Below are 18,592 nucleotides of genomic sequence, written 5' to 3'. Positions count from 1 at the left end.
AAGCAGTGGGCGGAGGTCAGACCAGTGCGGACAGGCGGGTTTGCAGGGCGTCGGCTGCCGCTCGTTCGCTGCGCTGCTCGGTGGCGTACGCCAGGCGAACGGCCTCCTGCGCGCAGGACAGTGCCTCCGCCGGACGACCGCAGGCAGCCAACGCCTCGGCCAGCACACTCGCCGCGATCACCTGGCTGCGCACGTCCTCGGCCGGCGCGGTGACAGCTCGACGAGCCCAGTCCAACGCCTGCTCCCGCTGACCGTGAGCAAGCAGCGCCGCAGCGTACTGAGCCATCGTCTGACGACGGGAGAACAGCAGCGAGGGTGCGTTCGCGGCGGCAGTGGCCACCGGGGCGAGCAGCCCGACCGCTGTCGCCGAGTCGCCGGCGGCGAGACGGGCCGTCGCCAGCAACACCCGGGGCGCCACCTGCGCAGGGGCCTGCGGGTTGTGCGGCTCCACGGCGGTCAGCACCGCGCGGGCCACCCGCTCGGCCGTCTCGCAGTCGCCCATGTCCAACGCGACGAAGCCGCGCAGCGTGCCGGCCATTCCGGTGAGCAGCGGATGCGAGGTGCGCTCCGCGTACGCCAGGGCGTCGGTGAGCAGGTCCGCAGCGTGCTCCGGCTCGCCCAGGCCGCGCGCCACCACCGCCCGGACCACCAGGGCGAACCCGCGCCCCCAGTCGTCGGACGCGGCGGCGAACTCCCGGTACGCCCGCCGGGCCTCCCGGTCCGCCTCGGCCAGGTCCCCCAGCTCGGCAGTGGCGAACGCCGCCACCGCCCGCAGCGTGCCCACGGCCCACGCCTCACCGACCCGCTCGCCGAACGGCAGGAACACCTGCGCCATCCGACACGCCTCGCGCAGCCGGCCGGCGAGCAGCCGGGCGAACGCCGTGGTGCCGCGCAGCCAGGCCCGCCCGTACGGGTCCTTCAACTCGGCGAAGAGTCGGGCGGCCCGGCCGAGCACCGCGTCGGTCCCGGCGAAGTCACCCCGGGTGGTGGTCACCCAAGCCAGGTTCTGCAGGGACCACGCCTGCCCGCGTCGGTCCTGCGCACCGAGGCTGACCTGGTACGCGGCCGCCAACCGGCTGCTCGCCTGACTCAGCCGCCCCGCCACGAAGTCGGCCATGCCGAGCCGGCGCATCGCCGTGGCACGCTGCGTGGGCAGTCGGCCTTCGGTGGCCACCTGCAACGCCTCCTGCCAGGCGGTCACCGCCCGGCCCTGATCGCCGAGGGTCTCCTGGGCCTGCCCCGCCAGCAGGAGAGCACTGACCCGGGTGACCTCGTCCCCCGCGTTCGCGGCGATCTTCTCGGCGTACGCCAACGCGTCGGCGACCCGGCCGACCTGGAGCAACGCCCGCGCGTGCACCACCCGGTCGGCTGCCGGCACCCCGTCGCGGGCCAGTTCGGTGGCGCGCTCGGCGTACTCGACGGCCATGGCCGGCTCACCGGCGGAGAGCGACCGGCGGGCGGCCCGTCCGAGCGCGGCCACGCCGAGCGGAACCACCGCACGGGCCGGCGCGTCCGGGCGCAGCTTCACCGCGTCGGCGAGCGTGGCGGCCCGCTCGACGTGCATCGCCACGAAGTCGTCCCGGGCCTCGTCGGTGAACCCGCCGACAGTGCTGACGGTGGCCTCGTCGGCCGGCGCCGCCCACCGGGCCAGCGCGGCGTGCCGCTCGGCCAACTCGGCCTTGCTCACCCCGGCGTACGCGGCCTCCCGCATGAGCGGCGTCGCGAACGAGTAGCCGGTACGCGAACGGTGCAGCATGCGGCGTTGCAGCAACTCCTCGACCGCCCGGTCGAGCTCGACGGCGACCACTGCCGACGGCCTGCCGTCGCGGCCACCGCGCAGCTCCCGCATCGCCTCCAGCGCGCCGGTCGGCACCGTGTCACCGGTGACCGCCGCGTCGCGCAGCACCGACCGGGCGTCCGGCGGCAACGCGTCGATTCGGGCCGCGAGCACGGCGGCGAGGTCCCGGGAGAGCAGCCGGCTGCCCAGCGACCCCGGCACCAACCGCCAGCCGTTCGCCCCACTCTGGTCCCGATCGCCGGAGCCTGGCCGGTCAGCGGCGGCACGGACAGATTCCGTGGTCAGCGCGCCCCGTTCGATAAGCAGGGTGACCAGCTCAGCCAGGTAGAACGGATTGCCCTGCGCGGTGGCGAGCAACCGGTCGGTGTCGGCCTGCGGCAGCTTGCCGCCGCCGAGGTAAGTCGTCAGCAGCCGGGCCGCGTCGGCACCGCGCAGCGGCGGCAGCGAGTGCACCTCGGCGTCCGCGACCCGGGTCAGCGCCCCAGCGGTACGCACCAACTCGGGGCGGCCGAGCAGCAGCACCAGCACCGGGCCGGTGAGCTTGGACAGGGTCAACCCGAGGACCTTGATCGTCTCGGCGGTGGCATCGTGCAGGTCGTCCACCACGATCACCAGCGGCGCCTCCGAGGCGAGCCCACTGAGCAGGTCGGCGACCGCGTTCGGCACCACCTCGGCGTCTGCGGCCGGAGTGCCCGAGCCGCCCCACTCGCCGCTGTCGCCGCCGGTGTGCGCCGGGAGTTCGGCGTAGCCGAGCAGGGCCAGCAGCTGCTCCGTGGCGATCGGCGGTGTCTCCGCACCGGAGCGGGCGAGCCGCTGCCCGAGCCGGCGCAGCCGCTCCTCGACCGCCGGGCGGGTCAACGCGGTGGACGCGTCGCTGGGCAGACCGACGGCGGCCCGCACCAGATCGGCCAGGGGCGCGAGCCGTCGCCGCTCCCCGAACGCGGCACAGCGCACCGAGAGCACCCTGGCCCCGGAGTGCGCCGCGTACCGGCCGGCACCGACGTCGTAACCGGCGGCGAGGCGTTCCACCTCGGCGGCGAACCGGGACTTGCCGATGCCCGCCTCGGCGGTCATCAACAGCACCCGCGGGTCGCCCTGGTCGATCACCTCGGCGAGCCGGCCGGCGACCCGGCCGATCTCCGTCTCCCGGCCGACGTACGGCGCCTCGTCGCCGAGCCCCGAGCGGGTGCCCGGCGCGTCCAGCAGACCCAGCAGCTCGTACGCCTCGACCGGCTCACGCTTGCCTTTGAGCCGCAGCGGGCGCAGCGCCCGCCAGGAGGAGACGTGCCTGGTGGCCGCTGCGGTCCGTCCACCGGCGTAGACGGCCCCGACGGCGGCGGCGTCGGCGAGCCGGGCCGCTGTGTTCACAGTGTCGCCGATGACCGTGTATTCGATTGCGGCCTGGATGCCCGCGATGACGTCGCCGGTGTTCAGCCCGACCCGCAGCCCGAGCGGCGCGCCGCCGCCCCGCTCGTCGTCGAGCACCCGACGGACGGCCCGTTGCATGGACAGGGCGGCCCGGACGGCGCGTTCGGCGTCGTCCTCGTGCGCCACCGGGGCACCGAAGACCGCCATGATGCCGTCACCGGTCAGCTTGTCGACGTGCCCGCCGAACGTCTTCACGGCACCGGCGAGGGCGGCGAGCACCCGGTCGGTGACGGCGCCGACGCGCTCCGGGTCGAGATCCTCCGACCAGGAGGTGAACTCGGAGAGGTCACCGAAGAGCACCGTCACCACCCGGCGCTCGGCCGCCGGCAACGTGGCGGCGGCCGGCAGCGCGGCGCCACAGTTGTGGCAGAACCGCGCACCGGGAACGGCAACGGTTCCACACACGGGGCAGGTCACATGTGCTCCAACCCACTGACCCCGGGCGCGGATTCCCCGGTGTCGACGCCCAGATACTCCAACTGGGCCCGGACCGACCATTCGGCCGCCCACCAGAGTGAGCGGTCGACGTCCGCGTAGACCGTCGCCACCACGTCGGCGGGGGTGTGGGCGCCGGCGGCGACCGCCGCCTGGACCTGGTCGAGCCGGGCCCGGCGGTGGGCGAGGTAGAAGTCGGCGGCGGCGGCGCAGTCGGCCAGCGCCGGGCCGTGTCCCGGCAGCGCCGGGATTCCCCGGTACGCGGACAGCAGCTCCAGGCTGCTCAGATAGTCACCGAGGTGACCGTCGGGATGGGCGACCACGGTGGTGCCCCGGCCGAGGATGGTGTCACCGGTGAGCACCACCCGCTCGTCGCCGTGCTCGACCAGGAAGCAGACCGAGTCGGCGGTGTGCCCTGGCGTCTGCAACAGCCTGATGTGCAGACCGAAGCCGCCGAAGTGCTCGCCCGGCTCGGTCAGCGGCTCACCACCGATGGTGTGCGCCGGGTCGGCGGCGAGCACGTGCACGCCGCCGAGCAGCTCACTCAGCCGGGCCGCGCCCTCGGTGTGGTCGGGGTGGCCGTGGGTGATCAGGATCAGCCCGACCGGGCCGTGCTCGGCGATCCGGGTCAGGTGCCCCTCGTCCGCCGGCCCCGGGTCGACAATGATGCCGGACTCGGCCGCCGGGGCGCGCAGCACCCACGTGTTGGTGCCGTCGAGGGTCATCGGCCCCGGGTTCGGCGCACGCAGCAGTGAAACCCAGCGGGGCAACTCGTCGGCAAGCGCCGCCACCGCCCCCGTCACGTGCCCGCTCATGGCTGCGATCGTACGACCCCGCTCGCCACACCCCACGATCTTGCACTTGCGGGCCCCGATTCATCCCCGTTCAGGGCTTTCGTCCGGGCAGAAAGTGCAAGATCGGGGGGCGATGGGGACGCGTCAGGCGACCTCGACGATCAGCTCGATCTCCACCGGGGCGTCCAGGGGCAACTCGGCCACGCCCACCGCGCTGCGCGCGTGCCGGCCGGCCTCCCCGAAGACGGTGCCGAACAGATCCGAGGCACCGTTGATCACGGCGGGCTGACCGGTGAAGCCGGGCGCGGAGGCCACGAACCCGGTCACCTTGACCACCTTGACCACGTTCTCCAGGCCGACCAGCGAGTCGACAGCGGCCAGCGCATTGAGCCCGCACCGCTGGGCCAGATCCTTCGCCTGCTCGGCGGAGATCCCGGCGCCGACCTTGCCGGTCGCCAGCAACTTGCCCTCGGCCATCGGCAACTGGCCGGAAACGTACACGTGCTGCCCGGACTGCACGGCCGGGACGTAACTGGCTACCGGCGGCACGACCTCGGGCAGTTCGAGACCCAGCTCGGCGAGCTTCGCGTGCGGACCGTTGCTCACGCCTTGGGCCGCTTCAGGTAGGCGACCAGCTGGTCCGGGTTCGGGCCGGGGACCACGGCGACGAGCTCCCACCCGTCCTCGCCCCAGTTGTCGAGGATCTGCTTGGTCGCGTGGACCAGCAGCGGGACCGTGGAGTATTCCCACTTCTGCATCGCTGAAGGGCTCCCTCTCGGTGCGGAATTGTTCGAGGGACAGCCTACGGTCCGCCGGCCGGACGAGGTACGGGACGCTGCTCCGGCGCGGCCGGCAGCTCCCCGCAGCACCCTTCGTGCTCGTACCCCTGGGGGCAGCGGGACCGATCGGGCAGCAGCAGGTCACAGAAGACCCGGTGCCGGTTGTTCTGATCGTCGGCGTTGGAGACGGTGGTCTCGCCGGCGTCCAACTCGGGCAGGAAGCCAAGGGACACCGCGACCCGGCCGGCCAGCACTGTCGCCGCCGCCAGATTCGGCACCCGGATCGGCAGGTGGATGACGAAGCCCGGCTCGTCGTCCTCGCGGGTCCGCTCGGCGGGCTGGCTCGGCACCCGGGCCGTCTCCGCCTGCTCCGGCGTCCGGCGGTACGACCGTTCGTTGATCGGCTGGTTGGTGACCTGCCCGCCGGCCTCGACCACGGACCCGAGCCGGCGGGGCCGCTCGTTCGTCGGGAACTGGGTGCGAGGGATGTTGTCCGCGTCGCGCATGCACTGCCTCCGGTCGTACCTCTCGGACCATGCTTCCGGCCCGGACCCATTCGTCCGTTCCGGCCCCCGCACGGGGACGAAGGTAGGTCTGTGGCCGCGGTCCCGCCAACAGGACGCGCACAAGAGGTCATCAACAGTCACATATGCGACACACCGCAGGTCGGAGGCCCGACACCGAAACCGGCGCGGGTACCGCTCACCGGATCGCCGGCCCGCTCGACAGGCAGGGGCGACACCGATCCGGTCATCGACCGCTACCCTTCCGGTCGGACGGTCGCGCAGCGCCCGGCCGCCCGCTCGATCACGCTCGGCGCCAGGGGTGGCGGCGGGCGCCGCACCCCTGGGGGAACGACATGACCCACCCGCCCAGCGGCGACCAGGCCGGCACACCCGCCCACCCGCCGGCCCACCCGGATCCCGCCGGTCAGCCCGGCGCGCCGATCATCCCCAGCCAGCCGGCCCCCGCTCCGCCGCCCGGGCAGCTCGCTCTCCCCGCCTCCCCCGCCCAGCCGGCACTCCCCGCCGCCCCCACCTCACCGGCCTTCCCCGGGCAGCCCAGCGGCCGCAGCCAGCCGGTCTTCCCCGGGCAGCCCAGCGGCGCCGGGCAGCCGGCCCTCCCCGGGCAGATCGGCGGCCCGAGCCAGCCGGCCTTCCCCGGGCAACTGGGCGGCACCGGGCAGCCGGAAGGGCCTGGCGGCCCCTCCTCGGCGGCCGCACCGACGCAGCCGGGTGCCCCGAACTCCTCGTCGATCCCCCCTGCCCCGCCGGCCTATCCGCCCTACCAGGGCACGCCCGCGCCGAAGAAGAAGCGCGGTCTGCTGATCGCGGCGATCGCCCTGGTCGTGATCATGGTGCTCTGCGTCGGGGGTGGCGTGGTGGCCTTCCTGACCCTGCGCGATGCCGAGACCGGCGAGGGCGCCAAGGAGCCGGCGGTCGCCGTCGACGAGTTCCTCACCGCGGTCTACAAGGATCGCGACGCGACCAAGGCGGCCGGTCACGTCTGCGCCGCTTCCCGCGACGACGACAAGATCGCCGCGAAGGTGGCCGAGGTGGAGAAGTACGCCTCCACCTACCAGAACCCGCGCTTCCGGTGGACCACCCCGAAGGTGGACAACCAGACCGGGGAACGGGCCACCGTCTCCACCCGGCTCACCATGACCACCGCCGACGAGAAGGTGGCCGACCAGGAGTTGCGCTTCACTGTGGTGCAGAAGACGGGTTGGTGGGTCTGCGAGGTCGCCTGACCGCCCAGCCTGGATAGGCTCGACGGGTGTGTGCAGCTGAGCGTCCGATCGACCCGGCCGGTACCGGGTGGCCCGCCCGTCTCCACGTGGTGACCGGCAAGGGCGGCACCGGTAAGACCAGCGTGGCGGCGGCGCTGGCCATGGCGCTCGCCGCCGGCGGCCGGCGCACCCTGCTGGTCGAGGTCGAGGGGCGGCAGGGCATCGCCCAACTGTTCGGCATCGAGCCGCTGCCCTACGAGGAACGTCACCTCGCCGACGCGCCGGACGGCGGTGAGGTGCGCGCGCTCGCCGTGGACGCCGAGGAGGCGTTGCTCGAGTACCTGGACATGTTCTACAAACTGGGCGCGGCGGGCCGGGCACTGCGCAAGCTCGGCGCCATCGACTTCGCCACCACCATCGCGCCCGGCCTGCGGGACGTCCTCCTCACCGGCAAGGTGAAGGAGGCCACCACCCGCAAGACCGGGCAGCGGCGCGCGTACGACGCGGTGGTGCTGGACGCCCCGCCGACCGGGCGGATCGGCCGGTTCCTCAACGTGACGGCGGAGACGGCCCGGCTGGCCAAGGTGGGCCCGATCAAGACCCAGAGCGAGGGGGTCGCCGCGTTGCTGCGGTCCCCGATGACAGCGGTGCACGTGGTCACGCTGCTGGAGGAGATGCCGATCCAGGAGACGGTCGACGCGATCGCCGACCTGACCGCCCTCGGCTTCGGCATCGGGAAGGTGCTCGTCAACGGAGTCCGGCCGCCGCTGCCCGCCGGAGCGGCGGTCACCGCCGCCGAGTTGAAGCGCGGGCTGGTCGCCGCCGGGCTGCCGGCCGATCGGGACACCGTGGCCGGGTTGCACGATGAGGCGCGCGACCAGCTCATCCGGCGCGAACTGGAAGATTCGCTCCGCGCCGACCTGGTGGAGTTGGGGCTGCCGATGATCGAGCTGCCGTTGCTGCCCGACGGGGTGGATCGGGCGGGGCTCGCAACGCTGGCCCAGGCCCTCGTCCGCGCCGAATGACTCACACCTGAGCGCAGCACGGGCGCGCGGACCCACCGGCCCGATACGCTCGATTGGTGCCTTCCGAAGACGCGGCGCCGCAGCTGGACGTCGACCAGATCCTCGCCGACCCAGGCGTGCGGATCGTCGTGTGCTGCGGTGCCGGCGGAGTGGGAAAGACGACCACGGCCGCGGCGCTGGCGCTGCGGGCCGCCGAGCACCACGGCCGACGCACTGTGGTGCTCACCATCGACCCGGCCCGCCGGCTGGCCCAGTCGCTGGGCCTGACCGAGCTGGACAACACCCCTCGCCAGGTCAAGGGGATCGACGTCGAGAGCAGCGGCGGCGAGTTGCACGCCATGATGCTGGACATGAAGCGCACCTTCGACGACGTGGTGTTGCAGCACACCGACCCGACGAAGGCCGCGGAGATCTTCGCGAACCCGTTCTACCAGGCGATGAGCTCGACCTTCGCCGGCACGCAGGAATACATGGCGATGGAGAAGCTGGGTCAGTTGCACGCCCGGGGCGAGTGGGACCTGATCGTGGTGGACACCCCACCGTCCCGCTCGGCACTGGACTTCCTGGATGCGCCGGCTCGGCTCTCCCGTTTCCTCGACGGCCGGATGCTGCGACTGCTGCTGGCTCCGGCGCGCAGCGGCGGGCGGAGCATGTTCAGCCTGGTCACGGCCTCGTTCGGGATGTTCTCGAAGGTGGTGCAGAAGGTGCTCGGCGCGCAGCTGCTCACCGACCTGTCCGGCTTCGTGGCGGCACTTGATTCGATGTTCGGTGGTTTCCGGCAGCGCGCCGAGCAGACGTACCGCATCCTCCAGGCTGGGGAGACGGCCTTTCTGCTGGTCGCGACGCCGGAGCCGGACGCGGTCCGGGAGGCCGCCTACTTCGCGGGCCGGCTGCGCGACGAGCGGATGCCGCTGGCCGGCCTGGTGCTCAACCGGGTGCACCGCCCGGCGGTCCCGGCGCTGGACGCCGAGCAGAGCCAGGTCGCCGCCGAGCGGCTGACCCAGCTGGGTGGGCATGAGGCCACCGCCGAGGTGTTGCGGGCGCACGCGGCGTTGGCTCGTCAGGCGGTACGCGAGCAGCTGGTCGCCGCGCGCTTCACGGAGGCTTTCCCGACTGTGCCGGCGGTTTCGGTCACGGCGCAGCCCGCCGACGTGCACGACGTCGACGGGCTACGGACGATCGGCGCGGCGATCAGCCGGTCGTGACCGGCGTCAGTTGGCCGCGCTGACGAGAATCTTGTCCTTGCCGGCCTTGTCCTTGCTGTTCTTCTTCATCGCGGCCTCGAACATCTTGCGCCAGCTCGTCACCTGGGGGTGACGACGCAGCAGCGCCCGCCGTTCGCGTTCGGTCATGCCGCCCCACACACCGAACTCGATCCGGTTGTCCAACGCGTCGGCCAGGCACTCGTACCGAACAGGGCAGCTCCGGCAGATCCGCTTCGCCACGTTCTGTTCGGCGCCCTGTACGAACAACGCGTCCGGGTCCCCGTTCTGACATGCCGCCAGTGACGGCCAGTCAGTGATCATGCCCATGTGTACACGTCCCCCCTTGCAGTACCTACCGACCTCGTCGATGCACGTCAGCCGGCAATTCCCCCCGATCGCCCGGCCTGCCTTCCCCAAGGCGGCGCGGGCGACATCTGGCGCTGTCGCCGCCCCCATCATGCTCCGTAGTCGACTGATTACGCAACGTTGTCGACGAAATCCATCATTTCGGACAGTCCCGGCTTCCCGGGCCTTCGACCGCCGGTTACCCCGCCGAGGTCAGCGATAACGCTGCGCCGCCTCACTGAATCGGAGGAGACTCACGCCAGGTCACACGCAACCAAGTAGCGGGGGTCGTGCGTTTAGCACAACGAGGGCAGCGCGCGCAGGAAATGGGGAAAGAACGCCCCAGCGCCCCTCGTTCCCTACTCGCGTACCCTGTCGAGGTGACCTGGATGCGGAAACGTGACCACAATGTGCTGACCAACGCCGCATCGCTACTCGTGTGTGGCCTGCTGGCCGGCGTGGTGGTCGCTGCGGCGGCCTTCCCCGCGGTAGCGATGTCCGGCCTGGCCGCGAAGGCCGGCGCCGAGACGTTCGGTGCCCTGCCCACGGAGCTGACGGTGGCCCGCGCGCCACAGATCAGCTACCTGATGGCATCGGACGGCAAGACACCGCTCGCGACGATGTACGACGAGAACCGGCGGGACGTCAAGCTCGCCGACATCTCGCCGTTCATGCAGAAGGCCATCATCGCGGCCGAGGACCATGACTTCTACAAGCACAACGGCGTCGACATCAACGGTGTCGCCCGTGCGTTCGTCAACAACCAGAGCGAAGGCTCCGGCCGACAGGGCGCCTCGACGCTGACCATGCAGTACGTCCGGCTGGCCATCGCATACTCGGCCACCCACCCGGCGGACGTCGTCGCGGCGACCGAGGACACCAGCGCCCGCAAGCTGCGCGAGATGCGGTTGGCCCTCCAGGTCGACAAGGAATTCTCCAAGGACGAGATCCTCACCCGCTATCTCAACCTCGCCTCGTTCGGCAACGGCGCGTACGGCATCTACGCCGCCAGCCAGGTCTACTTCGGTAAGCCGCCGAGCAAGCTGAAGATCGAGGAAGCGGCGTTGCTGGCCGGCATGGTCAAGGCGCCCACGACGAACGACCCGACCACCGAACTCGGCTACCCGCTCGCGCTGGACCGCCGCGACTACGTCATCCAGAACATGGTCGACATCAAGGCCATCACCCAGCAGGAGGCGGACGCCGCCAAGGCGACCAAGCTGGTGGTGAAGGACAAGCGCACCCCGAACGGCTGCGTCGCCGCCAACGTCAACAGCTGGGGCTTCTTCTGCGACTACTTCTACCGCTGGTGGATGGATCAGGAGACGTTCGGTTCGTCCAGGTACGACCGGGAGCGCCGGCTCAAGAGCGGTGGCTACACCGTCGTGACCTCGATCGACGTCCAGGCGCAGCGCGCCGCGGACAAGGCGGTCCGTAAGGCCAAGAGCGAGAACAGCAAGGAAGCCGCGATGGTCGCGGTCGTCGAGCCGGGCACCGGCCGGGTGCGGGCGCTCGCGGTCAACCGGCAGTTCAAGCTCGACGACCCGAAGAACCCGAAGAACAAGCTCTCCAGCGATCCGGCGAAGAGCAAGAAGAAGATTCGGGGCAACTACCCGGCGACTGTCAACCCGCTGCTCACCGGTGGTGACGGCATCACCGGCTACCAGGCCGGGTCGACGTTCAAGATGTTCACCATCGTCGCGGCGCTGGAAAAGGGCATCCCGCTCAGCTACCCGATCAACGCGCAGAAGCAGTTCAAGTCGGAATACATCATCCGCCCCGGCCCGGCAGCCTGCCCGGGGACCAGTTTCTACTGCCCCACCAACTCGACCGAGAGCATGGCCGGCCCACACAACATGTGGACCGCGTTCGGTCGGTCGGTGAACACCTACTTCGTGCCGCTCCAACAGCAGGTTGGCGCCGAGAACGTGGTCAAGGCCGCCAAGCGGCTGGGCATCAACTTCCGGTCCGAGGAAGATCTGACTCTGGAGAAGGGCGCGCACCAGTGGGGCGCGTTCACCCTGGGCGTCTCGCAGACCACCCCGCTGGACCTGGCCAACGCCTACGCCACCCTGGCCGCGGACGGCAAGTACTGCGAACCGATCCCGGTGCAGGAGATCCGCGACCCGGAGGGCAACAAGCTGGACATCGCCAACCCGCGTTGCGAGAAGCGGTTCAGCACCGAGGTGGCCCGCGCCGCCGTGGACGCGGCCCGGTGCCCGGTCGGTGACAAGTCGTCGTCCTCCCGATGCTCGGGGGCGACCGCCGGGAACGTGCGCGGCGACGTCGGTTACCCGGTGGCCGGCAAGTCCGGCACCACCGACTCGGAGAAGACCGCCGCGCTGGTCGCGATGACCAAGCAGTACGCGGTCGCCGGCATCATGGCCGACCCGGACTGGCCGCAGACCAACGTGGAGATGAAGCACGCGGAGAAGGACGGCATCAACCCTCCGGTCTGGGAGACGCTGCGGGACGCGATGAAGGGCAAGCCGAAGATCGACTTTGAGGCGCCGGGTCAGAAGATCTCCCTGGGTGACCAGCGCAGCATCCCCGACGTGAAGTGTGTCTCGGTGGACACCGCGAAGTCCCGGCTCAAGGGCGCCGGCTTCGAACCGGTCGTCTCCAGCACCAAGGTGCCGTCCTCCTGCAAGGCGGGCGACGCGGCCGGCACCAGCCCGGACGGACGCACGATCAAGGGTGGCATGGTCACCATCGAGGTCAGCAGCGGCGGTGGCGGCACGCCGGGCAACACCGACGGCAACCCGGGCGGTCAGCCCGGCGGCCCGCCCGGGGGCCGACCCAGTGGTCGTCCCGGCGGCTGAACCGACGGGTAGGACACAACGGGCGGGCACCCTTCAGGGGTGCCCGCCCGTTTCGTCTGTCCGGACCGGCGGGCGGCTACGAAACGTCGTGCCGCCCCGCTGACCCTGCCGGGTCAGAGACCGAGCTGTCGGCGTACCTCGGCGGCCACCCGACCACCCTCGGCCTGGCCGGCCACCGCGGCCTGGGCCGCCTTCATCGCCGGGCCCATCTGGGACTTGCCGGTGAAGCCGCCCGCGGCGAGCGCCCCCGACACCAGCTCGGTCAGCTCTGCGTCCGAGAGCTGCTTGGGCAGGTAGCGGTCCAACACCTCACCCTCGGCGCTCTCCTTCGCGGCCTGCTCGGCGCGCCCGGCGTCGGCGAAGGCGGTGGCCGCCTCCCGACGCTTCTTGGCTTCCTTGGTCAGCACCGCGAGCACCTCGTCATCGGTGAGCTCGCGCTTGGCCTTGCCGGCGACCTCGGCGGTGCCGACGGCGGCCAGGGCCATCCGCAGCGTGGAGGTGGTCAGCTCGTCGCGCGCCTTGAGCGCGGTACGCATGTCGGCAGTGAGGCGGTCCTTCAGCGTGCTCATGGACGGTCAAACTACCCTGAACGCCATGCGAAAGCGCACACTATTCCGGCTCGCCGCCGGAACCGCCACGATCGGCGCGGCCACCCTCGCGTACGCGTCGCTCGTCGAGCGCAACATGTTCACCCTGCGGCGGTACGACGTGCCGGTGCTCCCGGCCGACGCGGAGCCGCTGCGCGTGCTGCACCTGTCGGACCTGCACATGATGCCCGACCAGGCGCGCAAGCAGCGCTGGGTGGCATCGCTGGCCGCCCTCGACCCCGACCTGGTGGTGGTCACCGGCGACAACATGGCGCACCCTGGCGCGGTGCCCGGGGTGCTGCGGGCCCTGCAACCACTGCTGGACTACCCGGGCGCGTTCGTGTTCGGCTCCAACGACTACACCGGGCCGGTGCTGAAGAACCCCTTCACCTACTTCCTGCCCGACCGGGAGTACACCGAGGGCGTCGAGCTGCCGTACGAGGAGTTGCGCCAGGTCTTCACCGGCGCCGGCTGGGCGGACCTCAACAACGCCCGGACCATGCTGAAGGCCGGCGGTCGACAGCTCGACCTGGTCGGCGTCGACGACCCGCACATCGACCGGGACGACTACCCCTCCGTTGCCGGCGCGGTGTCGTCCTCGGCGGACCTCTCCATCGCGGTGACGCACTCACCCGAGCCACGGGTGCTCGACCAGATGGCGGCGGACGGCTTCGGGCTGCTGCTGGCCGGGCACACCCACGGCGGTCAGGTCTGCGTACCGGGCTACGGGGCGCTCGTGACCAACTGCGGCCTGCCCCGCTCGATGGCACGCGGCCTGCACCGGTGGCCGGGCTCGGACTCCTGGCTGCACGTCTCCGCCGGCCTCGGCACCCACCCGACCGCCCCGATCCGCTTCGCCTGCCCCCCGGAGGCCAGCATCCTGACCCTCATCCCCCGCTGACCGCCGCGCCGCGCTGCCGCGCTGCTTCAAGATTCGCGCACCATCAGGGATGTTGCTGCCTCGGTGCTTCGTGAGGCAGCAACATCCCGGAAGTTGTGCGGATCTTGGCTTCCGCGGGCCGGGTCCGGGCGGTGGGGGTACCGAGTTTGACCATCGGGGCGGGTGGGCTACTATTTGTCGGCACGCCTCGGGGTGTGGCGCAGCTTGGTAGCGCGCTTCGTTCGGGACGAAGAGGTCGTCGGTTCGAATCCGGCCACCCCGACCAGAGGCAAAAGGCCAGGTGAGATCTTCTCTCACCTGGCCTTTTTATCTGCCCCGGCAAGCCCTCTCGACCGATTCCCGCGCTACGGCCGCTTGGCGGGCCTGGCGGCGGTGTGTTGGGCGGGAGCCGCGTACAGCGCCCGGCTGATCTATCTCGGCGGGGACATGGTCGAAGGGCTGCTGAATTCCTGGTCTGGGTTTCAACGACCGGGAGTACCAACCCGTAGCGACAGGTAACCGGGCTCTCGCCTTCAACCTTTCGACCCTCGTCGGAGTCGTGAGAGGTAACCAATCAAGGCGGGGGCTCATGGCAGCTGACGACGAGCATTTTCGAGAGTTCGTCGAGACGCGCTACGTGGATCTCTTGCGCATGGCGTACCACCTCACCGGCTCGGCCCAGGATGCCGAGGACCTGGTGCAGGCTGCGCTGGTGAAGGTGATGCGTCGGTGGCGGCGGATCGACGATCCGATGGCCTACCTGCGGCGAGTCATGATCAACCAGCACATCAGCGTCTGGCGCCGCCACCGGATGCACGAGGTGGTGACGGCCTTCTTTCCCGAGCGGCCCACCCGGGACATGACCGAGACGGTTGCCGAACGGCGCGCTCTCTACGAGGCGATGCGGGAGCTGACACCTCGTACCCGTGCGGTGATCGTGCTTCGGTACGTGGTCGACCTGCCGGAGGCGGAGGTCGCGGCCGCTCTCGGCTGCTCTGTCGGGTCGGTCAAGAGTCGCGCATCACGAGGCTTGGCTCGCCTGCGTCTGACGCTGGCAGCGGATCCAGCACCGACCGGGACGACGAAGATGACGGGGGTGGCACCATGACTGTCGACGATGAGCTGAGCCAGGCCCTGGCCGAGTTGAGCAGGACGCTGACCCCGCAGCCGGACCCGTACGGCCGAGCGAGAGCGCGATTCCGACGGAGCCGGCAGCGACGCCTCGGCGGGCTGGTTCTGGCCCTCGTGGTCTCCCTGGGGAGCACAGCCATCGCCATCGCCAGCCCGGGCCGGACCACGCAGCCACCACCGGCGGACCCGTCCGAGTCCATCGCACCCGTCCTGGCGTGGTCGGACCGACTCCTCCAGTCGCCGCCGCGCGGTGCCGTCGCTGGGGACGACAGCTACGTCCGTCAGCTCTCTGAACAGTTGATGGCCGCCCAACGCCGGGGCGAATTTTCCCGCTTGAAGGTGCCGGTGAGCGGGGTGAAGGTCCTCTTCGCCGACGACGTGGACGACCACCGGATCGCGCTCGCCGCCTTCGTCCGCAACCAACCCGATCCGGTCACCGGCTGGCCGAGCGCCGCTGTGTGGCTGGTCGCCGACGAAGGTGCCAGCGCCCGGGAACTGGCCGGCACCGCTGCCATCCGGTCGGTCAGCGACGCCCTGGAACCCTACGAGAGCCTGGCCGTGGACGGTCCGGAGGCGGCACACGTGGCGATCGCCCCGGCCGGATGTGTCTTCCTCAGCTCACCGTTGCCCGACGGCGACACCTTCCGGTGGGCCCTGGAGCCGACCGGGTCCTACCTGGTCCGTACGGCGAGGACCCACCGGCCCGAGTGGTGGCGGGTCGACTGCGGCGCGGTGACCCGCCAGATTGCGCCCGGACCAGGTTCGTTGGCCCCCAAGCCGATCACCGACGCTCAGCTCTCAACGGCGATGTCCCGCGTACGCGGCAGTGTCGAGCAGCAACGCGCCCGGGAGTTGACGTACCAGTGGGCCCAGTCAGAGGGTTACCGCCTGACCGCCCTTCCGAGCGTGGTGTGGGGCGGGCACGTTGCTGGCCTCCCTACCGGTCCGGCCGACACGTCGCCGGCCGCCGGAGAGCCGTCGGTGCAGGACGGCCAGGTGACGGTCCTGGCTGCGCCCAATGTGGGCGGCGGCTGGGTCGGTGAGGTGTCGATCGCCCCCGATCAGCCACGGGCCGACGGCGTGCTCAGCACTGGCACCTCGTTCACCGCTACGGCCGACCCGACCGATCCCGACAGCGTGCTGGCCGTGTCCATCGACGATGACGACGGCGGTGGCGAGGGTCAGCAGTTCCTGCTCGTGGTGACGCCGGCAGCCGCCACCACGGTGCGCGTCCTGCGCGACGGGCAGGAGGTGGCGAGGAGCGCCGTCAGCGGCTCCGGGACGGCCATGCAGGTGCCCCGCCCCACCGCGGGCCTTGTCGTGGAGGCGCTCGACGCGTCCGGCGGGACGATTGCCAGCGGCCAGGTGTCCAAGCAGGGCGCACGGAGGACAGCCGAGACCGACACCTGGAACCAGGAGTGACGCGTCCGAGTCGACCGCCGGCACGGTGACGCCTACCGGACACCACGCCACAGCCTCCATCGGTGCGCTCAGTCCTGCCGTGCGGTGCGCCTAGTCCTGCCGTTCGGTGCGCTCGATCTCTGCGAACGCGGCGGCCAGGTAGTCGTCCAACGGCACTCTGGTCGCCGTCAACAAGTCGGCCACCAGCAGCGGAGCGTGTCGGGCCAGCGCCGCCGCGTCCGGCGGTGACTCGTCGCTGTCGGGGTCGTACACGCCCAACGCGCCGGCCAGCAGGACGAGCACCACGTGCGGGTCGACATCCGAACGCCACCGCGTCGACTCCTGCACGCAGCGGGTCAACACCTGGCGGATGTCGTCGCCGGTCAACCCGTCCGGATGGCTCTCCTCCAGCAGCAACCGGACCACGGCACCGAGCACCAGGCCGGAACGCTCGTCCGCGGCGAGACCGCCGACCGCTTCGTCGTACGCCTGACCGTCGCGTGCCTGGACGGCGGCGACGGCCGTCGACGCGGTCAACGCGATGGCGCGGGCGGTAGCGGGCAGATGTCGCCAGGTGCCGGTCATCGCGCCAGCATCGCAGACCCGACGGACACCGACCGACCGCGATCACAGCGAGTGGATCAACGTGGGATTGGTCACCGAGTGGTCCCGGTGACCACGAGTCATGGCCAAAACGGTTCGCGCGGCGTCAGACCCACCGAACAGAATGCCGGCATGCTGCGTCGTGCCCTGCCCCGCCGTTCGGAAGCTCGCCGGATCCTCCTCGGCACACTGCTGTCGGCGATCGGGCGGGGTCTGACCCTGCCGTTCCTGTTCATCTACCTGACCGACGTACGCGGGCTCACCGACACCCGCGCCGGGCTCGTCATCGGCTGGTACGGCGTGGTCACCCTGGCCCTGTCGCCGCTGGGCGGGACGCTGATCGACCGGATCGGCGCCCGCCGGGTGGTGGTGCCCTGCCTGGTGATCGAGGCAATCGGCACCGGCTCGTTGGCGCTGGTCCACTCGACCGGCTCGGCCCTGCTGGTGATGACGGTGGTCGCCATCGGCAGCTCGGCGATCTGGTCCGGGCAGAACACCATCCTCGCGTCGCTGACCGACGACGATGAACGGCAACGCGTCTTCGGGTTGAACTTCGCCCTGCTCAACCTCGGCATCGGCATCGGGGGCATGACCTCCGGCGCGATCGTCGACACCGCCCGGCCCGGCACCTTCCAGGCGATCTACCTGCTGGACGCGGTGACGTACCTGATGCCGGCGCTGATCCTGCTCACCCTGCCCGGTGTGGGCCACCGACTCGGCAAACGTCGAGGCGTCGACGAACCGTCGCCCGGCGGCTACCTGACGGTGCTCCGCGACCGCCCGTTCCGACGGCTGGTGATCTTCGGGCTGATCCTCACCACCTGCGGCTACGCGCAGGTGGAGGTGGGCTTCGCCGCGTACGCGGTGCGCGTGGCGGAGGTGAACCCCCGGGTCGTGGCCTGGGCACTCGCGGCCAACACGGTGATGATCGTGCTCGCGCAGCTGGTGGTCATCCGCCGGATCGAGGGGCGCAGCCGCACCCGGGCGTTGGCCGTGGTGGGTGCGGTGTTCGCCGCCGCCTGGTTGGTCCTCGGCGTGGCCGGCCTGGTCAGTGCCGAGAACGCCGTGCTGGCCGCCCTGTGCGTGGTGCTCTGCTCGGCGATCTTCGGCTTCGGCGAGACGATGCTGTCCCCGGTGATGCCCGCACTGACCAACGCGCTGGCCACCGACGAGCTGCGCGGCCGGTACAACGCCATGAGTTCGATGATCTTCGGAATCAGCGGTGTGATCGGCCCAGTGACCGCCGGACCACTCATCGGCGCCGCCAACGGCATGGTCTGGGTGGCGACGGTGGTCGGCGGCTGCCTGGTCGCCTCGCTGGTCGCGCTCTCCCTGCGCCGGCTGCTCACCGCGGAGCAGGACGGTCTCGCGACGACCACCCCGGTAACCCCCACCCCCACGCCCGCCTCCGCCTGACCCCCAACGCCCCTCCTCCGACGCCGTCGCGCCGCCCGCGACAAACCCCGCTCTGACCTCACCAAGCACGCCGCCGCGCCCCGCCATGCGCTGAGCACCCCGCACCCCGCACCCTGCTCCGCCCCGCCGAACGCCGCCCCGCCGTGCACCAAGATCCGCACAACTTCCCGGAAGTTGGTGCCTCGGGCGCGCGGGAGACAGCAACATCGGAGAA

Annotated in this window: 16 protein-coding genes and 1 tRNA gene; 9 read left to right on the top strand and 8 right to left on the bottom strand. The window is 71.2% G+C overall.

What is annotated here, in order from left to right:
* Positions 1–16 precede the first annotated feature (16 nt).
* The 5 genes from ACLQ3F_RS23565 to ACLQ3F_RS23545 form a co-directional block, all read right to left on the bottom strand.
* Positions 17–3,643 carry an adenylate/guanylate cyclase domain-containing protein gene (locus ACLQ3F_RS23565; protein ID WP_425851441.1) on the bottom strand — a complete coding sequence of 1,209 codons (3,627 nt, stop codon included), beginning with the start codon at positions 3,641–3,643 and terminating at the stop codon, positions 17–19.
* Positions 3,640–4,476 carry an MBL fold metallo-hydrolase gene (locus ACLQ3F_RS23560; RefSeq protein ID WP_425851440.1) on the bottom strand — a complete coding sequence of 279 codons (837 nt, stop codon included), beginning with the start codon at positions 4,474–4,476 and terminating at the stop codon, positions 3,640–3,642. Before ACLQ3F_RS23560 ends, ACLQ3F_RS23565 begins: the two co-directional genes overlap by 4 nt.
* A gap of 123 nt (positions 4,477–4,599) precedes the next feature.
* Complete coding sequence (locus ACLQ3F_RS23555; RefSeq protein ID WP_355006000.1) at positions 4,600–5,061, bottom strand: RidA family protein; 462 nt, start codon at positions 5,059–5,061, stop codon at positions 4,600–4,602.
* On the bottom strand, positions 5,058–5,213 hold the full coding sequence (locus tag ACLQ3F_RS23550; protein WP_007466198.1) for a DUF4177 domain-containing protein: 156 nt from the start codon (positions 5,211–5,213) through the stop codon (positions 5,058–5,060). Before ACLQ3F_RS23550 ends, ACLQ3F_RS23555 begins: the two co-directional genes overlap by 4 nt.
* A 44-nt stretch (positions 5,214–5,257) precedes the next feature.
* Positions 5,258–5,740, bottom strand: a complete 483-nt coding sequence (locus ACLQ3F_RS23545) for a hypothetical protein (protein WP_425851439.1) — start codon at positions 5,738–5,740, stop codon at positions 5,258–5,260.
* 662 nt (positions 5,741–6,402) lie between these two features.
* Here ACLQ3F_RS23545 and ACLQ3F_RS23540 point away from each other — a divergent pair.
* From ACLQ3F_RS23540 to ACLQ3F_RS23530, 3 genes are read left to right on the top strand one after another with little or no spacing between them, the layout of a single operon-like run.
* Positions 6,403–6,984: a hypothetical protein gene (locus ACLQ3F_RS23540; protein WP_425851660.1), complete on the top strand. Its 582-nt coding sequence runs from the start codon at positions 6,403–6,405 to the stop codon at positions 6,982–6,984.
* Positions 6,985–7,010: 26 nt separating this feature from the next.
* Positions 7,011–7,988, top strand: a complete 978-nt coding sequence (locus ACLQ3F_RS23535) for an ArsA-related P-loop ATPase (protein ID WP_425851438.1) — start codon at positions 7,011–7,013, stop codon at positions 7,986–7,988.
* Between the two features lie 53 nt (positions 7,989–8,041).
* A complete protein-coding gene (locus tag ACLQ3F_RS23530; RefSeq protein WP_425851437.1) occupies positions 8,042–9,193 on the top strand; it encodes an ArsA family ATPase in 1,152 nt (383 codons plus the stop codon).
* Positions 9,194–9,199: 6 nt separating this feature from the next.
* Here ACLQ3F_RS23530 and ACLQ3F_RS23525 read toward each other — a convergent pair whose 3' ends face one another.
* The gene (locus tag ACLQ3F_RS23525; protein ID WP_030328078.1) at positions 9,200–9,520 is read right to left on the bottom strand and encodes a WhiB family transcriptional regulator; all 321 of its coding nucleotides are present in this window, start codon (positions 9,518–9,520) and stop codon (positions 9,200–9,202) included.
* Positions 9,521–9,927: 407 nt separating this feature from the next.
* Between ACLQ3F_RS23525 and ACLQ3F_RS23520 the strand changes: the two genes are divergently transcribed.
* Complete coding sequence (locus ACLQ3F_RS23520; RefSeq protein WP_425851435.1) at positions 9,928–12,360, top strand: transglycosylase domain-containing protein; 2,433 nt, start codon at positions 9,928–9,930, stop codon at positions 12,358–12,360.
* A gap of 113 nt (positions 12,361–12,473) precedes the next feature.
* Here ACLQ3F_RS23520 and ACLQ3F_RS23515 read toward each other — a convergent pair whose 3' ends face one another.
* Complete coding sequence (locus ACLQ3F_RS23515; protein WP_355006005.1) at positions 12,474–12,929, bottom strand: GatB/YqeY domain-containing protein; 456 nt, start codon at positions 12,927–12,929, stop codon at positions 12,474–12,476.
* 25 nt (positions 12,930–12,954) lie between these two features.
* On the opposite strand from ACLQ3F_RS23515, the gene ACLQ3F_RS23510 reads away from it, so the two are divergent.
* The 4 genes from ACLQ3F_RS23510 (at position 12,955) to ACLQ3F_RS23495 (ending at position 16,380) form a co-directional block, all read left to right on the top strand.
* Positions 12,955–13,848 (top strand): metallophosphoesterase, encoded by an 894-nt coding sequence (locus ACLQ3F_RS23510; protein WP_355006006.1) that lies wholly within the window; start codon positions 12,955–12,957, stop codon positions 13,846–13,848.
* A 188-nt stretch (positions 13,849–14,036) separates the two neighbouring features.
* Positions 14,037–14,113 (top strand) — tRNA-Pro (locus ACLQ3F_RS23505).
* Between the two features lie 303 nt (positions 14,114–14,416).
* Positions 14,417–14,935: a SigE family RNA polymerase sigma factor gene (locus ACLQ3F_RS23500; protein WP_425851433.1), complete on the top strand. Its 519-nt coding sequence runs from the start codon at positions 14,417–14,419 to the stop codon at positions 14,933–14,935.
* Positions 14,932–16,380: a hypothetical protein gene (locus ACLQ3F_RS23495; RefSeq protein WP_425851431.1), complete on the top strand. Its 1,449-nt coding sequence runs from the start codon at positions 14,932–14,934 to the stop codon at positions 16,378–16,380. The genes ACLQ3F_RS23500 and ACLQ3F_RS23495 overlap by 4 nt, the downstream gene beginning before the upstream one ends.
* Positions 16,381–16,470: 90 nt before the next feature.
* On the opposite strand, the gene ACLQ3F_RS23490 is transcribed toward ACLQ3F_RS23495, so the two are convergent.
* The gene (locus ACLQ3F_RS23490) at positions 16,471–16,944 is read right to left on the bottom strand and encodes a hypothetical protein (RefSeq protein WP_425851429.1); all 474 of its coding nucleotides are present in this window, start codon (positions 16,942–16,944) and stop codon (positions 16,471–16,473) included.
* A gap of 150 nt (positions 16,945–17,094) precedes the next feature.
* Between ACLQ3F_RS23490 and ACLQ3F_RS23485 the strand changes: the two genes are divergently transcribed.
* The gene (locus ACLQ3F_RS23485) at positions 17,095–18,378 is read left to right on the top strand and encodes an MFS transporter (protein ID WP_425851427.1); all 1,284 of its coding nucleotides are present in this window, start codon (positions 17,095–17,097) and stop codon (positions 18,376–18,378) included.
* Positions 18,379–18,592 lie beyond the last annotated feature (214 nt).

This window comes from Micromonospora sp. DT15 (assembly GCF_049841475.1).
Classification (GTDB): Bacteria; Actinomycetota; Actinomycetes; order Mycobacteriales; family Micromonosporaceae; genus Micromonospora.
The sequence above is the reverse complement of the archived record's forward strand: the minus strand, read 5'-3'. Positions and strand labels throughout refer to the sequence as shown.